Genomic DNA, 16,916 nt, shown 5'->3' on the forward strand with positions numbered 1-16,916 from the left:
CCGGACGGTTTAGACAACCTCCCACCCCCCCGCGCGACACCCCCCACAACCGCCACCCCCCCGCACGGGGGGGAAACAAACAAAAAGAAGGGGGGGCCCCCCCACCCCCGGGGGGGCCCCCCCCCCGTCACTCGGGGCGGGCCGGCCTCAGAGGCCGGCGCGCTGGCCCAGGTGGTGGACCTGGACCATGTTGGTGTTGCCCGGGATGCCGGGCGGGGAGCCGGCCGTGACGATCACGGTGTCGCCACCGGCCAGGCGCTTCATCGAGAGCAGCTCCTGGTCGACCTGGACCACCATCTCGTCGGTGGTGGCCACCTGCTCGGTCACGTACGCCTCGACGCCCCAGCTCAGCGCGAGCTGGTTGCGGGTGGCGGCGTCCGGGGTGAAGGCGATCACCGGGATCGGCGAGCGGTACCGGGAGAGCCGGCGAGCGGTGTCACCGGACTTGGTGAAGGCCACCAGCGCCTTGGCGTTCAGGAAGTCGCCCAGCTCGCACGCGGCGCGGGCGACCGAGCCGCCCTGGGTGCGCGGCTTGCGGCCCGGGTTGAGCGGCTGCAGGCCCTGGCGGGCCAGCTCCTCCTCGGCGGTCTCGCAGATCCGGCTCATGGTGCGGACCGTCTCGACCGGGAACTTGCCGACGCTGGACTCGGCGGAGAGCATCACCGCGTCCGCGCCGTCCAGGATCGCGTTGGCGACGTCGGAGGCCTCGGCGCGGGTCGGCCGGGAGGCGTGGATCATCGACTCCATCATCTGGGTGGCGACGATCACCGGCTTGGCGTTCCGCCGGCAGAGCGTGATCAGCTGCTTCTGCACCAGCGGCACCCGCTCCAGCGGGTACTCCACGGCGAGGTCGCCGCGGGCCACCATGACCGCGTCGAAGGCGAGGACGATCTCCTCCATCGCCTCGACGGCCTGCGGCTTCTCGATCTTGGCGATGACCGGGACGCGGATGCCGACCTCGTCCATCACCTTGTGCACGTCGTGGATGTCGGCGGCGTTGCGGACGAAGGAGAGCGCGACCATGTCGACGCCGAGCCGCAGCGCGAACCGCAGGTCGTCCTTGTCCTTCTCGGAGAGCGCCGGCACGTTGACCGCCGCGCCGGGCAGGTTGATCCCCTTGTTGTTGGAGAGCACCCCGCCCTCGACCACCACGGTCTTCACCCGCGGGCCGTCGACGCTGACGACCTCCAGGGCGATGACGCCGTCGTTGATCAGGATCGGGTCGCCGGGCTTCACGTCGCCGGGCAGGCCCTTGTAGGTGGTACCGCAGATGTGCTGGTCACCGGGGACGTCCTCGGTGGTGATGGTGAACGTGTCGCCGTTGTCAACGGTCACCGGGCCGTTGGCGAAGGTCGCCAGACGGATCTTGGGGCCCTGCAGGTCGGCCAGCACGCCGATCGTGCGGTGGGTGTCCTCGGACACCTGGCGGACCTTGCGGTACCGCTCCTCGTGCTCCGCGTGGGAGCCGTGGCTCATGTTGAGGCGGGCGACGTTCATGCCCGCTTCGACGATGGCCTTGAGCTGTTCGTACGAGTCCGTCGCCGGACCCAGGGTGCAGACAATTTTCGCTCGGCGCATATGGATGATCCTATCCGTATGAGTTATTCCCCGGGATTGGGACGAAGCTCCGATGCCTTGGGCGGCTAGCCCTCGCGAACCAGGGCGAAGGCCTGCTGGGCGATCTCCAGCTCCTCGTCGGTGGGCACCACGGCGACCGCCACCCGGGCGTACTCCGGTGAGATGACCCGGGCCGAGGACGAGCGCACCGAGTTCAGCTCCGGGTCCACCACGATCCCCAGCTCCTCCAGGCCGGCGGTGGCGGCGGCCCGGACGGGGGCCGCGTTCTCGCCGACGCCGGCCGTGAAGGCGATCGCGTCCACCCGGCCGAGCACCGCGTAGTAGCCGCCGAGGTACTTGCGCAGCCGGTGGACGTAGGCGTCGAAGGCCAGCGCGGCGTCCTGGTCGCCCGCCTCCTTGCGGCGGATGATCTCGCGCATGTCGTTGTCGCCGCACAGGCCCAGCAGGCCGCTGCGGCGGTTGAGCAGATCGTCGATCTCGTCGATGGAGAGCCCGCCGACCCGGTGCAGGTGGAAGATCACCCCGGGGTCGAGGTCACCGGAACGGGTGCCCATCACCAGGCCCTCCAGCGGGGTGAGGCCCATCGAGGTGTCCACGCAGACCCCGCCGGCCACCGCCGAGGCGGAGGCGCCGTTGCCCAGGTGCAGCACGATCACGTTGACCTCGGCCGCGTCCTTGCCGAGCAGCCGCGCGGTGGCCCGGGAGACGTACTGGTGCGAGGTGCCGTGGAAGCCGTAGCGGCGCACCCGGTGCTGGTCGGCGGTCTTCTGGTCGATCGCGTAGCGGGCCGCGTGCTCCGGCACGGTGGTGTGGAAGGCGGTGTCGAAGACCGCCACCTGCGGCAGGTCGGGCCGCAGCGAGCGGGCCACCTCGATGCCGGTGATGTTGGCCGGGTTGTGCAGCGGTGCGACCGGGACCAGCCGGCGGATCTCGGTGAGCACCTCCTCGGTGATCACGGTCGGCGCGGTGAACCGCTTGCCGCCGTGCACCACCCGGTGGCCGACCGCGGCCAGCTCGGGGGAGTCCAGGCCGTGGCCGTCCTCGGCCAGCTCCTCGGCCACCGCCTTCAGCGCGCTGGAGTGGTCCGGGAAGGTCTGCACGGCCTCGCGGCTCGGGGCTCCGTGCGGGGTGTGCACCAGCCGGCCGGTGCGCTCGCCGATCTTCTCCACCAGCCCGGCGGCCAGCCGCTCGCCGTCGACCATGTCGATCAGCTGGTACTTGACCGACGAGGAGCCGGCGTTGAGGACGAGGACGCGGGTCGCCTCGGTCACGAGGTCGCCTCCTTCTGCGAGTCGGTCTGCGGGGTCGGGGAGTCGGTCTCGGAGGTCAGGGCCTGGATGGCGGTGATGGCCACCGTGGTGATGATGTCCTGCACCAGCGCGCCCCGGGAGAGGTCGTTCACCGGCTTGCGGAGCCCCTGCAGCACCGGGCCGACCGCCACCGCGCCGGCCGAGCGCTGCACGGCCTTGTAGGTGTTGTTGCCGGTGTTCAGGTCGGGGAAGATCAGCACGGTCGCCCGCCCGGCGACCGTCGAGCCCGGCAGCTTGGTGGCGGCCACCCGCGGGTCGACCGCGGCGTCGTACTGGATCGGGCCCTCCACCGGCAGGTCCGGCCGCAGCGAGCGGACCAGCTCGGTGGCCTTGCGGACCTTGTCCACGTCCGCGCCGGAGCCGGAGGTACCGGTGGAGTAGGAGAGCATCGCGACCCGCGGCTCCACGCCGAACCGGGCGGCGGTCTCGGCGGACCGGATGGCGATGTCGGCCAGCTGCTGGGCGTCCGGGTCTGGGTTGACCGCGCAGTCGCCGTAGACCAGCACCCGGTCGGCCAGGCACATGAAGAAGACCGAGGAGACGATCGCCGAGCCCGGCGAGGTCTTGATCACCTCGAAGGCCGGCCGGATGGTGGCGGCGGTGGAGTGCACCGCGCCGGAGACCATGCCGTCGGCGATCCCCTCCTGGACCATCAGGGTGCCGAAGTAGCTGACGTCGGTGACGACGTCGAGGGCCAGCTCGACGGTCATCCCCTTGTGCGCCCGGAGCTTGGCGTAGAGCTCGGCGAACCGCTGGCGCAGCGGGCTGGTGGCCGGGTCGACGATCCGGGCCCGGGCCCGGTCGCCCGGCGCCGCCGTGTCCTCGGCGTGCGGCAGGTCGATGCCCAGGCTCGCGGCCTTGCGGCGGACCGCCTCCACCTCGCCGAGCAGGGTGAGGTCGCAGATGTTGCGGCGGAGCAGCACCTCGGCGGCCCGCAGCACCCGCTCCTCGGTGCCCTCCGGCAGCACCACGTGCCGGCGCCGGCCGCGGGCCCGCTCCAGCAGCGCGTGCTCGAACATCATCGGGGTCACCCGCTCGGACCGGCTCAGCTCGATCCGGCTGGTCAACTCGACGGTGTCCACGTGCAGTTCGAACAGGCCGAGGGCGATCTCGGCCTTCCGCGGGGTGGCCGAGCCGAGCTTGCCCTCCAGGTGGGTGAGGGTGGCCGCGGTGGGCCAGCTGGTCCCGGGGACGACGGCCACCGGCGTGCCCGGGGCGAGTCGGGCGGCCAGTGCCATCACGTCCGGGCCGGGGTGCTCGCCGAGCGTCAGCAGCACACCGGCGATCGGCGGCGCGCCGGCCGCGTGCGCGGCGAGCGAGCCGATCAGCAGGTCGGCGCGGTCCCCGGGGGTGACCACCAGGGCGCCCTCGGTCAGCGCGGGCAGGAAGCTGGGCAGCATCGCGCCGCCGAAGACGAAGCCGCGGACGTCCCGGGCCAGCCCCGCCGCGTCGCCGAGCAGCACCTCGGCGGAGGTCGCCTCGATCAGCTGCGCCACGGTCGGCGCGGCCAGCGCCGGCTCCTCGGGGATCACGTAGGCGGGCACCGACAGCTTGCCGTTCAGCCCGCGCAGCACCTGCTGCTTGGCGCCCGGCACGACCCGGTTGGCGATCATCGCCAGGGTCGCGCAGCCGAGGTCGGTGTAGGCCCGGTGGGCGCCCAGCACCTCGGCGATCACCGCCTCCGGGTCCTCGTCGTGGCCGCCGACCACCGGGAGCACCGCGGCGCCGAACTCGTTGGCGAGCCGGGCGTTGAAGGCCAGCTCGTCGGGGATGTTGGTGTCCGCGAAGTCGGTGCCGAGCACCAGCACCGCCTGGCACTTGCGCTCCAGCGCGCGGAACCGGTCGACCAGGGTGCTGACCAGCTCGTCCTGGCCCTGGGCGGCCTCCAGCGCGGCGGCCTCCTCGTAGCCGAGGCCGTAGAGGTCGGTGGCCGGCAGGTCCAGCCGGTAGCGGGCCCGCAGCAGTTCGACCACGTGGTCGCTGCCGGGCTCACCCGGTCCGGGCGCGTGTACCAGCGGACGGAAGACGCCGACCCGGTCCACCTGGCGGGTGAGCATTTCCATGACCCCGAGTTCGACAGCCTGCCGGCCGTCCCCTCGGTCGATTCCGGCCACGTACACGCTGCGCGCCACGCGAGTCTCTCCGTTCGCTGCTGGGTGCCGTCCGGCGCGATCCGGGCCGGAACTCGGTTCGAGCCTACCTTCGCATTTCGCCTTCCTGTTCGCATTGCGGATGAGGCTGCGCGAAGCAAGGGACGAAGGTCTCGTGGCGAGGGACGAAGGTCCCGGTCGGCGCGGCGGAGCGGCCCGGCCGCCGGGGGCACCCTCCTCCGGCGGCCGGGCGCGGGCAGCGGCTCAGGCGGGCCGGAACCAGCAGGTGGCCAACGGCGGCAGGGTCAGCTCGGCGCTGTACGGGCGGCCGTTCCACTCCACCGGTTCCGCGGTGAGCCGGGGATTGCCGACCCCGCTGCCGCCGTACCGCTCGGCGTCGGTGTTGAGCACCTCGCTCCACAGCCGCCGGTCGCCGGGGAGGGTGGGCAGGCCGATCCGGTAGCCCTGCCGGACCACCGGGGAGAAGTTGCAGACGGCCACCAGCGGGCTGCCGTCGGCGGCGTACCGGACGAAGCTGAACAGGTTGTCGTCGGCGGCGCCGCCGTCCAGCCAGCTGAAGCCCTCGGGGACGGTGTCCCGCTCCCAGAGCGCGGGGGTGGCCAGGTACGTGCCGTTGAGGTCGCCGACCAGCCGCCGCACGCCGAGGTGGTCCGGGGCGGCCGGCCAGTCGTCCGCCAGCACCCACCACTGCGGCCCGGATTCATGGTGGAACTCCGCGCCCTGCGCGAACTCCTGTCCCATGAACAGTAGTTGCTTGCCCGGATGGGCCCACATGAAGCCCAGGTAGGCGCGGTGGTTGGCGCGTCGCTGCCACCAGTCGCCGGGCATCTTGGAGACCAGCGCCTGCTTGCCGTGCACCACTTCGTCGTGCGAGATGGGCAGCACGTAGTTCTCGGAGTAGGCGTACACCATCGAGAAGGTCATCTCGTTGTGGTGGTACTTGCGGTGCACCGGCTCCTTGGACAGGTAGACCAGCGAGTCGTGCATCCAGCCCATGTTCCACTTCAGGCCGAAGCCCAGCCCGCCGCTGTCGGTCGGCCGGGTCACCCCGTTCCAGGCGGTGGACTCCTCGGCGATGGTCACCACGCCGGGGCAGCGGCGGTAGACGGTGGCGTTCATCTCCTGGAGGAACGAGGCGGCGTCCAGGTTCTCCCGGCCGCCGAACTGGTTGGGGCTCCACTGGCCGCCCTCGCGGGAGTAGTCGAGGTAGAGCATCGAGGCGACCGCGTCCACCCGCAGCCCGTCGACGTGGAACTCCTCGCACCAGTAAACCGCGTTCGCCACCAGGAAGTTGCGTACCTCGCGCCGCCCGTAGTCGAACTCCAGCGTCCCCCAGTCCGGGTGCTCCGCGCGCAGCGGGTCGGCCGGTTCGTACAGCGGCTCGCCGTCGAACCGGGCGAGCGCGAAGTCGTCCTTGGGAAAGTGGGCCGGCACCCAGTCGACGATCACCCCGATCCCGGCCCGGTGCAGCGAGTCGACCAGGTGCCTGAAGTCGTCCGGGGAGCCGAGCCGCGCGGTCGGCGCGTAGAAGCCGGAGACCTGGTAGCCCCAGGAGCCGCCGAAGGGGTGCTCCATCACCGGCATGAACTCGACGTGCGTGAAGCTCAGTTGGCGTAGGTACGCGGGCAGCTCCTCGGCCAGCTGGCGGTAGCTCAACCCGGGCCGCCAGGAGGCGAGATGGACCTCGTAGATCGACATCGGGCCCAGGTGGTGCGGCACCTTGCCCCGGTTGGCCAGCCAGTCGGCGTCCTGCCAGCGGTAGTTGGAGGTGTGTACCACCGATGCGGTCTCCGGTGGGCACTGCGCGGCGCGCGCCAGTGGGTCCGCCTTCTGCTGCAACCGGCCGTCCCGGGTGCGCAGTTCGTACTTGTAGAGCGTTCCGTCGCCGAGCCCGGGCACGAACAGCTCCCAGACCCCGGAGGAGCCGAGCGAGCGCATCGGGTGGCCGGTGCCGTCCCAGTGGTTGAAGTCGCCCACCAGGCGGACCCCGACCGCGTTCGGCGCCCAGACCGCGAACGCGGTGCCGGTCACCCCGTCCACCGTCCGCACGTGCGAGCCCAGTGCCCGCCACAACTGCTCGTGCCGCCCCTCCTGGATCAGGTGCAGGTCCAGCTCGCCGAGGGTGGGCGGGGTGCGGTAGCCGTCGTCCTGGAGCAGCGGCTCGCAGCCGGGGTAGCCGACCCGCAGCCGGTAGGCCGGGATCGCCGGGCCGGGCAGCAGGCCGGTGAAGAGACCGGACTGCTGGTGGGTCAGCTCGGCCGGTCCGTACGGGGTCTCCACGGTGACCTGCTCGGCCAGCGGGCGGAGCACCCGGATCGCGGTGCCGCCGGCGGTGGGGTGGGCGCCGAGCAGGGCGTGCGGGTCGTGGTGCGCGCCGCTGACCAGGCGCTCGATCTCGGCGGGCGGCAGCGGGGCTTCGGCCAGTCGCAGGGCCAGCCCGGTGCCGTCGGCTCCGGCCGCGGGCGGCTGGGCCGCGGGTGGCTCAGTGGTGGCAGCCGGTTCGGAGGTGGGCGGCTCGGCGGTCGGCGGTTCGGAGGTGGGCGGTTCGGCGGTCGGCGGTTCGGAGGTGGGCGGCTCGGCGGTGGCCGGGACGTCGGCGGGGTCGGCCAGGGCGGCCGGGTCCGGTTCGGCGGGTCGCCGGGGCGCCTCCGTGCGCTGCCGCCGGCCGCCTGCCGGGAGGAAGGTGGCGGGCACGGTCGGGTTGGTTCGGTCGAGCGGGGCCACGGCGGCGTCCTCCTGGCAGGGGGCGGATCGGCGAGCGGGTGGGGTGGTCCGGCGGGTGGGGTGTGGACGGTCAGGGGGCGGTGGCGAGCCGGTGGATCGCGGTGAGCGGGATCGGCAGCCAGCCCGGCCGGTGCCGTGCCTCGTACACCACCTCGTACACCGCCTTGTCGATCTCCAGCGCCCGCAGCAGCTCCGGGCAGCCGCCCGGGTCGATGCCGCCGGCCGCGGTGTAGCCCGCGCAGTAGGCGGTCCGGTTGCGGGCTGCCCAGCTGGCCGCGAGATGTGCCAGCTGCGGGTCCGGGTCGGCTCCGGCCAGCAGGTGGGCGGCGGCGTAGTCGAAGGAGCGCAGCATGGCCGCGACGTCACGGAGCGCCGGCTGCGGCAGCCGGCGCTCCGCCACCGTCTTGGCCGGCTCGCCCTCGAAATCGAGCAGCACCCAGCCGTGTGGGGTGCGCATCGCCTGGCCCAGGTGTAGGTCACCGTGGATCCGCTGCACCGGCAGCCCGGTCAGGTGGTCGGCGGTCAGCTGTCGGAAGGCGGCGTGCAGGGCCGGCCGGTAGCGGCGCAGGGCGGGGACGGCGGTGGCCGCCACGTCCAGCCGCTCGGCCATCGCGGTGGCCAGCCGGCCGGTCTGCTCGCGGTCCAGCCGGGCTACCGGCAGCGCGCGGGCCAGTACCCGGTGCACCTCGGCGGTGGCCCGGCCGAGCCGGTGCGCCTCGACCGCGAAGTTGCCCGGGCTGGGGTCGCCCTTGAGCCGGGCCACCTGGTCGAGGGCCAGCTCCCAGCCGTCCTCGGCGTCCGGCAGGAAGCGCTGCAGCAGACCCAGGGTGGCCGGCTCGGCGCCCTCCATCCGGCTCTCGAACCAGGCCGCGACCCGGGGGATCCGGGTGCTCCCGGCCCGCGACAGCGCCAGTGACAGTTCCAGGTCCGGGTTGGTGCCGGGGCTGATCCGGCGGAACAGCTTGAGGATGAAGGCGGTGCCGTAGATGACCGAGGTGTTGCTCTGCTCCGCGGTGCCGGCCCGGCCGGGCAGGTCGCTGGGCAGGCCGGGGCCCGGGGTGCGGCGGAACGAGAGCGGGCCGAAGCGGTCGGCGGTGGCCAGGTGGGCGAGCAGCCGGCCGGTCAGCTCCGGGTCGTGCACCGCGTCGTACAGCGCGGCGCCGTCGTACGGGCCGTGGGTGAGGCTGCCGAGCAGGGCCTCCGGGCCGATCCCGCCGGGCGCCTCGGTGCGCAGGCCGAGCAGCAGCTGGTAGATGTCCGCGCCGCCGCCGTGCTCGACCCGGAGCAGCAGGTGCAGCATCGCCGGATCACCGGTGAGCAGGGGGGTGGCGGTGAGCGGGCGCAGGCCGGTGATGGCCTGCCCCTTCCCGGCGTACCAACGCTGGCCGGGCAGCCAGTCGGCGATCAGCGGCAGGGCGGCCTGGACCAGTTCTCCGACCGCCAGCGAGGCACTGCTGCGCGGTCTGCTGCCCAGGGCCCCGGGGGCGTGCGCCCCGGCGCCACGGGCCGCGGCACCGTGCGGTCCGCCCGTGCCGCGTGGCGCGGGGCCGGCGTCCCGGTGGGCGTGGGCTTGAGAACGGGAGATTTCCGACATGGCTCCCTTTCCCCGGAGACAGGCTGACGGCCCGACAGTCTGGCCGGGCCCGCCAGTCTTCCGGATTTCGGCGGCGCTGCTGTGGCGGCACGCGAGAGGGACACTCGGGTGTCACGCCTGCGGGTGGGTGCTCGTTGGGCTGTTCTCCGTACGTGGGAGTGCGCGATCCCGAGGGGGCGTGCGACGCGGCCCGCGCGCCCCGGCATACGGATGAAGCTGATGGATCGTTACTGCGCTCCGGGCCTGCGCAGCTGGAACCAGTAGAAGCCGTGGCCGGCGAGGGTGAGCAGGTACGGCCACTCGCCGATCGAGGGGAAGCGGACCCCGCCGATCAGCTCGACCGGATAGCGTCCGCCGTACTGCCGCAGGTCCAGCTCGGTGGGCTGGGGGAAGCGGGAGAAGTTGTTGACGCACATGACCAGGTCACCCTCGTACTCCCGGACGAAGGCCAGCACGGCCGGGTTGCTGGAGGGAAGTTCGCGGTAACTACCCAGGCCGAAGGCCGGGTTGAGCTTGCGGATCTCGATCATGCGACGCGTCCAGTGCAGCAGCGAGGACGAACTGCTCTGCTGCGCCTCGACGTTGGTCACCTGATAGCCGTACACCGGGTCCATGATGGGCGGCAGACTGAGCCTGCCCGGGTCGGCGGAGGAGAAACCCGCGTTGCGGTCGGGGGTCCACTGCATCGGGGTCCGCACGCCGTCCCGGTCGCCCAGCCAGATGTTGTCGCCCATCCCGATCTCGTCGCCGTAGTAGAGCACCGGGGAGCCGGGCAGCGCGAGCAACAGGGCGGTGAACAGCTCGATCTGGTTGCGGTCGTTCTCCAGCAGTGGCGCGAGCCGGCGGCGGATGCCCACGTTGGCCCGCATCCGCGGGTCCTTGGCGTACTCCGCGTACATGTAGTCGCGCTCCTCGTCGGTGACCATCTCCAGGGTCAACTCGTCGTGGTTGCGCAGGAAGATGCCCCACTGGCAGCCGTACGGGATGGTCGGCGTCTTGGCGAGGATCTCCGAGACCGGGTAGCGGGACTCGCGGCGGACCGCCATGAAGATCCGCGGCATCACCGGGAAGTGGAACGCCATGTGGCACTCGTCGCCGCCGGAGGTGAAGTCGCCGAAGTAGTCGACCACGTCCTCGGGCCACTGGTTGGCCTCGGCCAGCAGGACGGTGTCGGGGTAGTCGGCGTCGATCTCCTTGCGGACCCGCTTGAGGAACTCGTGGGTCTCCGGCAGGTTCTCGCAGTTGGTGCCCTCCCGGGCGAACAGGTAGGGCACCGCGTCCAGCCGGAACCCGTCGATCCCGAGGTCCAGCCAGAACCGCAGCCCGGCGATCATCTCCTCCTGGACCCGCGGGTTGTCGTAGTTGAGGTCCGGCTGGTGGGAGAAGAACCGGTGCCAGAAGTACTGCTTGCGGACCGGGTCGTAGGTCCAGTTGGAGGTCTCGGTGTCGACGAAGATGATCCGCGCGTCCGGGTACTGCTTGTCGTCGTCGGCCCAGACGTAGAAGTCGCCGTACGGGCCGTCCGGGTCGTTGCGGGAGGCCTGGAACCACGGGTGCTGGTCGCTGGTGTGGTTCATCACGAAGTCGATGATCACGCGCATGCCGCGCTTGTGGGCCGCGTCCACGAACTCCACGAAGTCCGCCAGGTCGCCGAACTCCGGCAGCACCGACTTGTAGTCGGCCACGTCGTACCCGCCGTCGCGCAGCGGGGAGGCGAAGAACGGCGGCAGCCAGAGGCAGTCGACGCCGAGCCACTGGAGGTAGTCGAGCTTCGAGGTGAGCCCCTTGAGGTCGCCCACCCCGTCGCCGTTGCTGTCCTGGAAGGACCGCACCAGGACCTCGTAGAAGACGGCCCGCTTGAACCACTCCGGGTCCAGGTCCTTCTTCTCGGTGTCCGCGAAGGTGTCGTGGACGGGCTCGTTCACAATCACTGAGGGTTCCTCCGAACCGTGAGGAGGTGGGCCGGAGCGACCGCGGGGTCGAGCCGGACGTAGTTGTGGCGCTGCCAGCCGTAGGTGGCGCCGGTCAGCTCGTCGCGGACGCTGAGCGGGCCGTCGGTGTCCAGGCTGACGGTGGCCTCCTGCGGGTGGTGCGGATCCAGGTTCACCACGGTGATCACGTGGTCCTCGCCGGTGCGCTTGACGTAGGCGATCACCTGGTCGTTGTCGGTGTGCAGGAAGCGCAGGTTGCGCAGCTCCTGAAGGGCCGGGTGGCGCCGGCGCAGCCGGTTGAGGGTGGTCAGCAGCGGGGCGAGGGTGTCGGTGCGGGTCCAGTCGCGCGGGCGCAGCTGGTACTTCTCGCTGTTCAGGTACTCCTCGGCGCCGGTGCCGGTCGGGGTGTTCTCGCCCAACTCGTAGCCGGCGTAGATCCCGTAGCTCGGGGAGAGGGTCGCGGCCAGCACCGCGCGCAGCGCGAAGGCGGGCAGGCCGGCGTGCTGGAGGTGGTGCGGCAGGATGTCGGGGGTGTTGGCGAACAGGTTGGGACGCATGTAGGCGGCCGCGTCACCGCTCAACTCGGTGAGGTACTCGGTGAGTTCGTGCTTGCTGGTGCGCCAGGTGAAGTACGTGTAGGACTGCTGGAAGCCGACCTTGGCGAGGGTGTGCATCATCGCGGGACGGGTGAACGCCTCGGCGAGGAAGATCACGTCGGGGTCGGTCCGGTTGATGTCCGCGATCACCTTCTCCCAGAAGCGCACCGGCTTGGTGTGCGGGTTGTCGACCCGGAAGATCCGCACCCCGTGGTCCATCCAGAACCGCAGCAACCGCAGCGTCTCCTTGACGATGCCGTCGAAGTCCTGGTCGAAGTCGACCGGATAGATGTCCTGGTACTTCTTCGGCGGGTTCTCGGCGTACGCGATGGTGCCGTCGATCCGCCGCCTGAACCACTCCGGATGCTTGTTCACCCACGGGTGATCGGGAGAGCACTGCAGGGCGAAGTCGAGTGCCACCTCCAGCCGCAGCTCACCCGCCCGGGTGACGAAGGCGTCGAAGTCCTCCAGGGTGCCCAGCTCCGGGTGGACGGCGTCGTGCCCGCCCTCCGGGGAGCCGATCGCCCACGGCGAGCCGACGTCGTCCGGCCCGGCGGTCAGGGTGTTGTTGGGGCCCTTGCGCCAGGCTGACCCGATCGGGTGGATCGGCGGCAGGTACACCACGTCGAAGCCCATCGCGGCGATCGCCGGCAGCCGCTCGGCCGCCGTCCGGAGGGTGCCGGAGCGGGGAGGGTCCAGCGTCGCCCCCTCCGAGCGCGGGAAGAACTCGTACCAGGACCCGAACAGCGCGCGCTGGCGCTCGACCTGGAGCACCATCGGCTGGGTCGCGGTCACCAGTTCGCGCAGCGGGTGCCGGGCCAGCAGCGCGGCCACCTTCGGGGCGAGCGCGGCGGCCAGCCGGGACAGCGGCGGCAGCGCCGCGTCGCGCAGCGCGTCCACCGCCGCCAGCACGTGCGCCCGGCCGTCCCGCTTCGGCACTCCGGCGGCCGCCCGCTCCAGCAGCTGCGCGCCCTCCTCGAGGGTCAGCTCGACGTCCTGGCCGGCCGGCAGCTTGATCGAGGCGGTGTGCCGCCAGGTGGCGACCGGATCGCTCCAGGCCTCCACGGTGTAGGTCCAGCGGCCCGGCGCGGTCGGGGTGACGTCGGCCCCCCACCGGTCGGTGCCCGGCGCCAGCTCCCGCATCAGGGTCCACGGGCCGCTGCGGCCACGCGGGTCGCGCAGCACCACGTTGGCGTTCACCGCGTCATGACCCTCGCGGAAGACCGTCGCGCTGACCTGGAAGGTCTCGCCGACCACCGCACGGGCCGGCCGGCGGCCGGCGTCCACCGCCGGGGCGACGTCCAGGACGGGGATCCGGCCGATCATCGGGTCGCTCTCTTTCGTCCGGCGCGGGGAGGCGGCCCGCCGGGGTGCGGTGGCGCCGGTCGCGGGGGTGGTGGTGCCCCGACGGGGGGCGGCCGCGGTCTCGCGCGGGGCGCGGCTCCGGGCGGCCGGGGCGGGCCGCGATTTCGCGGGCTGTGATTTCTCTGACGGTGATTCGGCCGTTCGGGGGGCGCGCACTGCGGACGCCCCCTCTATGGCCGAGAACGGCGCCGACCCGGCGGGATCTTCCAATCCCTCGGTCACCAGTGCGGACTGATCCCGTGTGTCGCCGTGCATGCCAAACTCCTGCCCGAGATCGGCGGCACCTCCTGCGGGGAATTCATGGGCCGGGAGTGCCGCGAGGACTGCTGGGTGGGGGACTGACGAGCGACCGGAAGCCTGCCCGGACCGCCGGGCCCGGGAACCTGACCGCCCTCCGGTGCCCACGGCGGTCCGGAGCGTGCGAGGGGCGCGCGTCCCGGCGCGCGGCCTCGCGGCACGCCTTGTGGGCGATTCCGACCCACCCCGGAAACGACCGGGGCAGGTTTGAGGACACGCGGCGGCCCACGCGAAAGGTCGACGCGTCGGCCGAGTGGGCTAACGGAGATTCAGGGAGAAAGCTGTTGGGCGCGGAGGACCGGCCGCGCCGCGCGGGGTTCGCCACCCACGCTTCACCCGCTGCGATTGCGGCCTGATCCCATCCTCGCATTGATCACAGGTCTTACCACTCGGTTCGCAGCCAGTTCCGACCGGAGCGGGGGAGCAGATCGGCCATCAGAGAATGTGAAACGGCGGATGTGAGGGGTAGGGGTTGTGCGCTCCAGGCGCTATTCGCGCCCTGTGCGCCCTCTGTGCAACTGGATGCGCTGGACGCGATCTCATCCATCCCCCGAATGGAGCCGCCCTACGGGAGTTGACGCCACCTCACCCGGTCGCCCCGGTCTACGCTTCGGGCCGTGAAGGCCATCCGCAGATTCACCGTCCGCACCGTCCTCCCCGAGCAGCTCCAACCGCTGCACGAACTCGCGCTAAACCTGCGCTGGTCCTGGCACCCGGAGACCCGGGAGCTGTTCCGCTCGGTCGACCCCGGTGTCTGGGAGTCCGTCGGGGAGGACCCGGTCCGGCTGCTGGGCGAGGTACCGGCCGCCCGGCTCGCCGCGCTCGCCGCCGACCGGCGCTTCCTGCGCCGGCTCGGCGACCTCGCCGACGACCTGCACGACTACCTCGGCGCCCCGCGCTGGTACCAGGCCGCCCGCTCGCCCGGCGAGAGTGCGCTGCCGGCCGCGATCGCCTACTTCTCGCCGGAGTACGGCATCGCCGCCGCGCTGCCGCAGTACTCCGGCGGCCTCGGCATCCTGGCCGGCGACCACCTCAAGGCCGCCAGCGACCTGGGCGTGCCGATCATCGGGGTCGGGCTGCTCTACCGGCACGGCTACTTCCGCCAGTCGCTCACCCGGGAGGGCTGGCAGCAGGAGCGCTACCCGCTGCTCGACCCCGACGAGCTGGCGGTCACCCCGCTGCGCGAGGCCGACGGCACGCCCTGCCGGGTGGACCTGACGCTGCCGGCCGGCCGCACGCTGGCCGCCCAGATCTGGAAGGCCCAGGTCGGGCGGGTCCCGCTGCTGCTGCTGGACTCCGACATCGACGCCAACGCGGCCGCCGAGCGGGACGTCACCGACCGGCTCTACGGCGGCGGCAGCGAGCACCGGCTGCTGCAGGAGATGCTGCTGGGGATCGGCGGCGTGCGCGCGGTGCGCACCTTCTGCCGGCTCACCGGCCACCCCGCCCCCGAGGTCTTCCACACCAACGAGGGCCACGCCGGGTTCCTCGGCATCGAGCGGATCCGCGAGCTGGTCGCCGAGCAGCAGGGCGGGCCGGAGGGCGGGCCGGACTTCGCCGCCGCGCTGGAGTCGGTCCGGGCCGGCACGCTCTTCACCACCCACACCCCGGTCCCGGCCGGCATCGACCGGTTCGACCGGGAGCTGGTGGCCCGGCACTTCGGCGGGGACGCCGCGCTGCCCGGCGTCCCGGTGGACCAGGTGCTCGCGCTGGGCCTGGAGAGCTGGCCCGGTGGCGACCCCAAGCTGTTCAACATGGCCGCGATGGGCCTGCGGCTGGCCCAGCGTGCCAACGGAGTGAGCACCCTGCACGGCGAGGTCAGCCGCTCGATGTTCGGCGCGCTCTGGCCAGGTTTCGACCCCGCCGAGGTGCCGATCACCTCGGTCACCAACGGCGTGCACGCGCCGACCTGGGTCGACCCGCAGGTGCTCCGGCTCGGCGCGGCCGAGATCGGCGCCGAGCGTGCCGAGGACGCGCTGGCCAGTGGCGCCACCGAGCGCTGGACCGGGGTGGAGCGGATCGGCGACGCGGAGATCTGGGAGGTCCGCCGGGCGCTGCGCGGCCAGCTGGTCGAGGAGGCCCGCCGCCGGGTCCGGGCCTCCTGGCGGCAGCGCGGCGCCGGTGACGCCGAACTGGGCTGGACCGGCTCGGTGCTCGACCCGGAGGTGCTGACCATCGGCTTCGCCCGCCGGGTCCCGTCCTACAAGCGGCTCACCCTGATGCTGCGCGACCCGGACCGGCTGCGCGGGCTGCTGCTGCACCCGACCCGCCCGGTGCAGCTGGTGGTGGCCGGCAAGGCCCATCCGGCGGACGACGGCGGCAAGCGGCTGATCCAGCAGCTGGTGTCGTTCGCGGACGACCCGGCGGTGCGCCACCGGATCGTCTTCCTGCCGGACTACGACATGGCGATGGCCAAGCACCTCTACCCGGGCTGCGACGTCTGGCTGAACAACCCGCTGCGCCCGCTGGAGGCCTGCGGCACCTCGGGGATGAAGGCCGCGCTCAACGGCTGCCTCAACCTCTCGGTGCTGGACGGCTGGTGGGACGAGTGGTACGACGGCCGGAACGGCTGGGCGATCCCGACCGCCGACGCCCCCGGCTTCACCGAGGAGCACCGGGACGACATCGAGGCCGCCGCGCTGTACGACCTGATCGAGCACCAGGTGGCGGCCCGCTACTACGACCGGGGGACGGACGGCCTGCCACACCGCTGGATCGCCATGGTCCGGCACACCCTGGTCACCCTCGGGCCCAAGGTGCTGGCCGGTCGGATGGTCCGCGAGTACGTCGAGCGGCTGTACGCGCCGGCCGCGCTGGCCCAGCGCGAGCTGGCCGGGGACGGCGCGCGGCTGCTGGCCGGCTGGAAGGCGCGGGTCCGGGAGGCCTGGCCGGCCGTCCGGGTCGAGCACGTGGACGCGGCCGGCCCGGCCGAGGCGCCGGAGCTGGGCAGCAGCCTGGCGCTGCGGGCCCAGGTCGCGCTGGGCAGCCTGACGGCGGGGGACGTCGAGGTCCAGGTGGTCTCCGGCGAGGTGGACGAGTCGGACCGGATCGGCGAGGCCGAGGTGCAGACCCTCAAGCCGGTCGGCGGCCCGGACCTGGACGGCCGGCAGCGCTACGAGGGCACCCTGGAGCTGAGCCGGACCGGCCCGTTCGGCTACACCGTCCGGGTGCTGCCGACCCATCCGCTGCTGGCCTCGCCGGCCGAGCTGGGGCTGGTCGCGCTGCCCGCCGAGTCGGCCGGGATGGACGCGGGGGTGCTGCGCTGAACGGGTGACCGTCCACTCGTGGTGGGGGGGGGGGGGGGGGGGCCCCCCCCCCCAGGTTCCGGAATGTCCTCCCCCCCCTGGGGGTGACCCCCAGCTCTTCCTCCCACGCTTGTTCCGCGTGGTGAAACCGCCGGTGGCGGAGAC

8 protein-coding genes are annotated in these 16,916 nt (G+C 72.5%); 1 reads left to right on the forward strand and 7 read right to left on the reverse strand.

What is annotated here, in order from left to right:
• Positions 1-147: 147 nt before the first annotated feature.
• From pyk to ACZ38L_RS06115, 7 genes are all read right to left on the reverse strand, one after another.
• Positions 148-1,578: a pyruvate kinase gene (gene pyk / locus ACZ38L_RS06085; RefSeq protein ID WP_465689659.1), complete on the reverse strand. Its 1,431-nt coding sequence runs from the start codon at positions 1,576-1,578 to the stop codon at positions 148-150.
• Between the two features lie 65 nt (positions 1,579-1,643).
• On the reverse strand, positions 1,644-2,849 hold the full coding sequence (locus tag ACZ38L_RS06090; protein ID WP_465689661.1) for an acetate kinase: 1,206 nt from the start codon (positions 2,847-2,849) through the stop codon (positions 1,644-1,646).
• Positions 2,846-5,020, reverse strand: coding sequence for a phosphate acetyltransferase (pta, locus tag ACZ38L_RS06095; RefSeq protein ID WP_465689663.1), 2,175 nt, complete (start codon positions 5,018-5,020; stop codon positions 2,846-2,848). The genes ACZ38L_RS06090 and pta overlap by 4 nt, the downstream gene beginning before the upstream one ends.
• Before the next feature lie 222 nt (positions 5,021-5,242).
• A complete protein-coding gene (gene glgB, locus ACZ38L_RS06100) occupies positions 5,243-7,723 on the reverse strand; it encodes a 1,4-alpha-glucan branching enzyme (protein ID WP_465689665.1) in 2,481 nt (826 codons plus the stop codon).
• A 70-nt stretch (positions 7,724-7,793) separates the two neighbouring features.
• Positions 7,794-9,317: a maltokinase N-terminal cap-like domain-containing protein gene (locus ACZ38L_RS06105; protein WP_465689667.1), complete on the reverse strand. Its 1,524-nt coding sequence runs from the start codon at positions 9,315-9,317 to the stop codon at positions 7,794-7,796.
• A gap of 227 nt (positions 9,318-9,544) precedes the next feature.
• Positions 9,545-11,248 carry a maltose alpha-D-glucosyltransferase gene (gene treS / locus ACZ38L_RS06110; protein WP_396557509.1) on the reverse strand — a complete coding sequence of 568 codons (1,704 nt, stop codon included), beginning with the start codon at positions 11,246-11,248 and terminating at the stop codon, positions 9,545-9,547.
• On the reverse strand, positions 11,245-13,170 hold the full coding sequence (locus ACZ38L_RS06115; protein WP_465689670.1) for an alpha-1,4-glucan--maltose-1-phosphate maltosyltransferase: 1,926 nt from the start codon (positions 13,168-13,170) through the stop codon (positions 11,245-11,247). The genes treS and ACZ38L_RS06115 overlap by 4 nt, the downstream gene beginning before the upstream one ends.
• A gap of 953 nt (positions 13,171-14,123) precedes the next feature.
• Between ACZ38L_RS06115 and glgP the strand changes: the two genes are divergently transcribed.
• Positions 14,124-16,772 (forward strand): alpha-glucan family phosphorylase, encoded by a 2,649-nt coding sequence (glgP, locus tag ACZ38L_RS06120; RefSeq protein WP_465689672.1) that lies wholly within the window; start codon positions 14,124-14,126, stop codon positions 16,770-16,772.
• The last annotated feature ends 144 nt before the right edge of the window (positions 16,773-16,916 follow it).

The sequence above is a fragment of the Kitasatospora sp. NPDC024654 genome, from assembly GCF_055559155.1.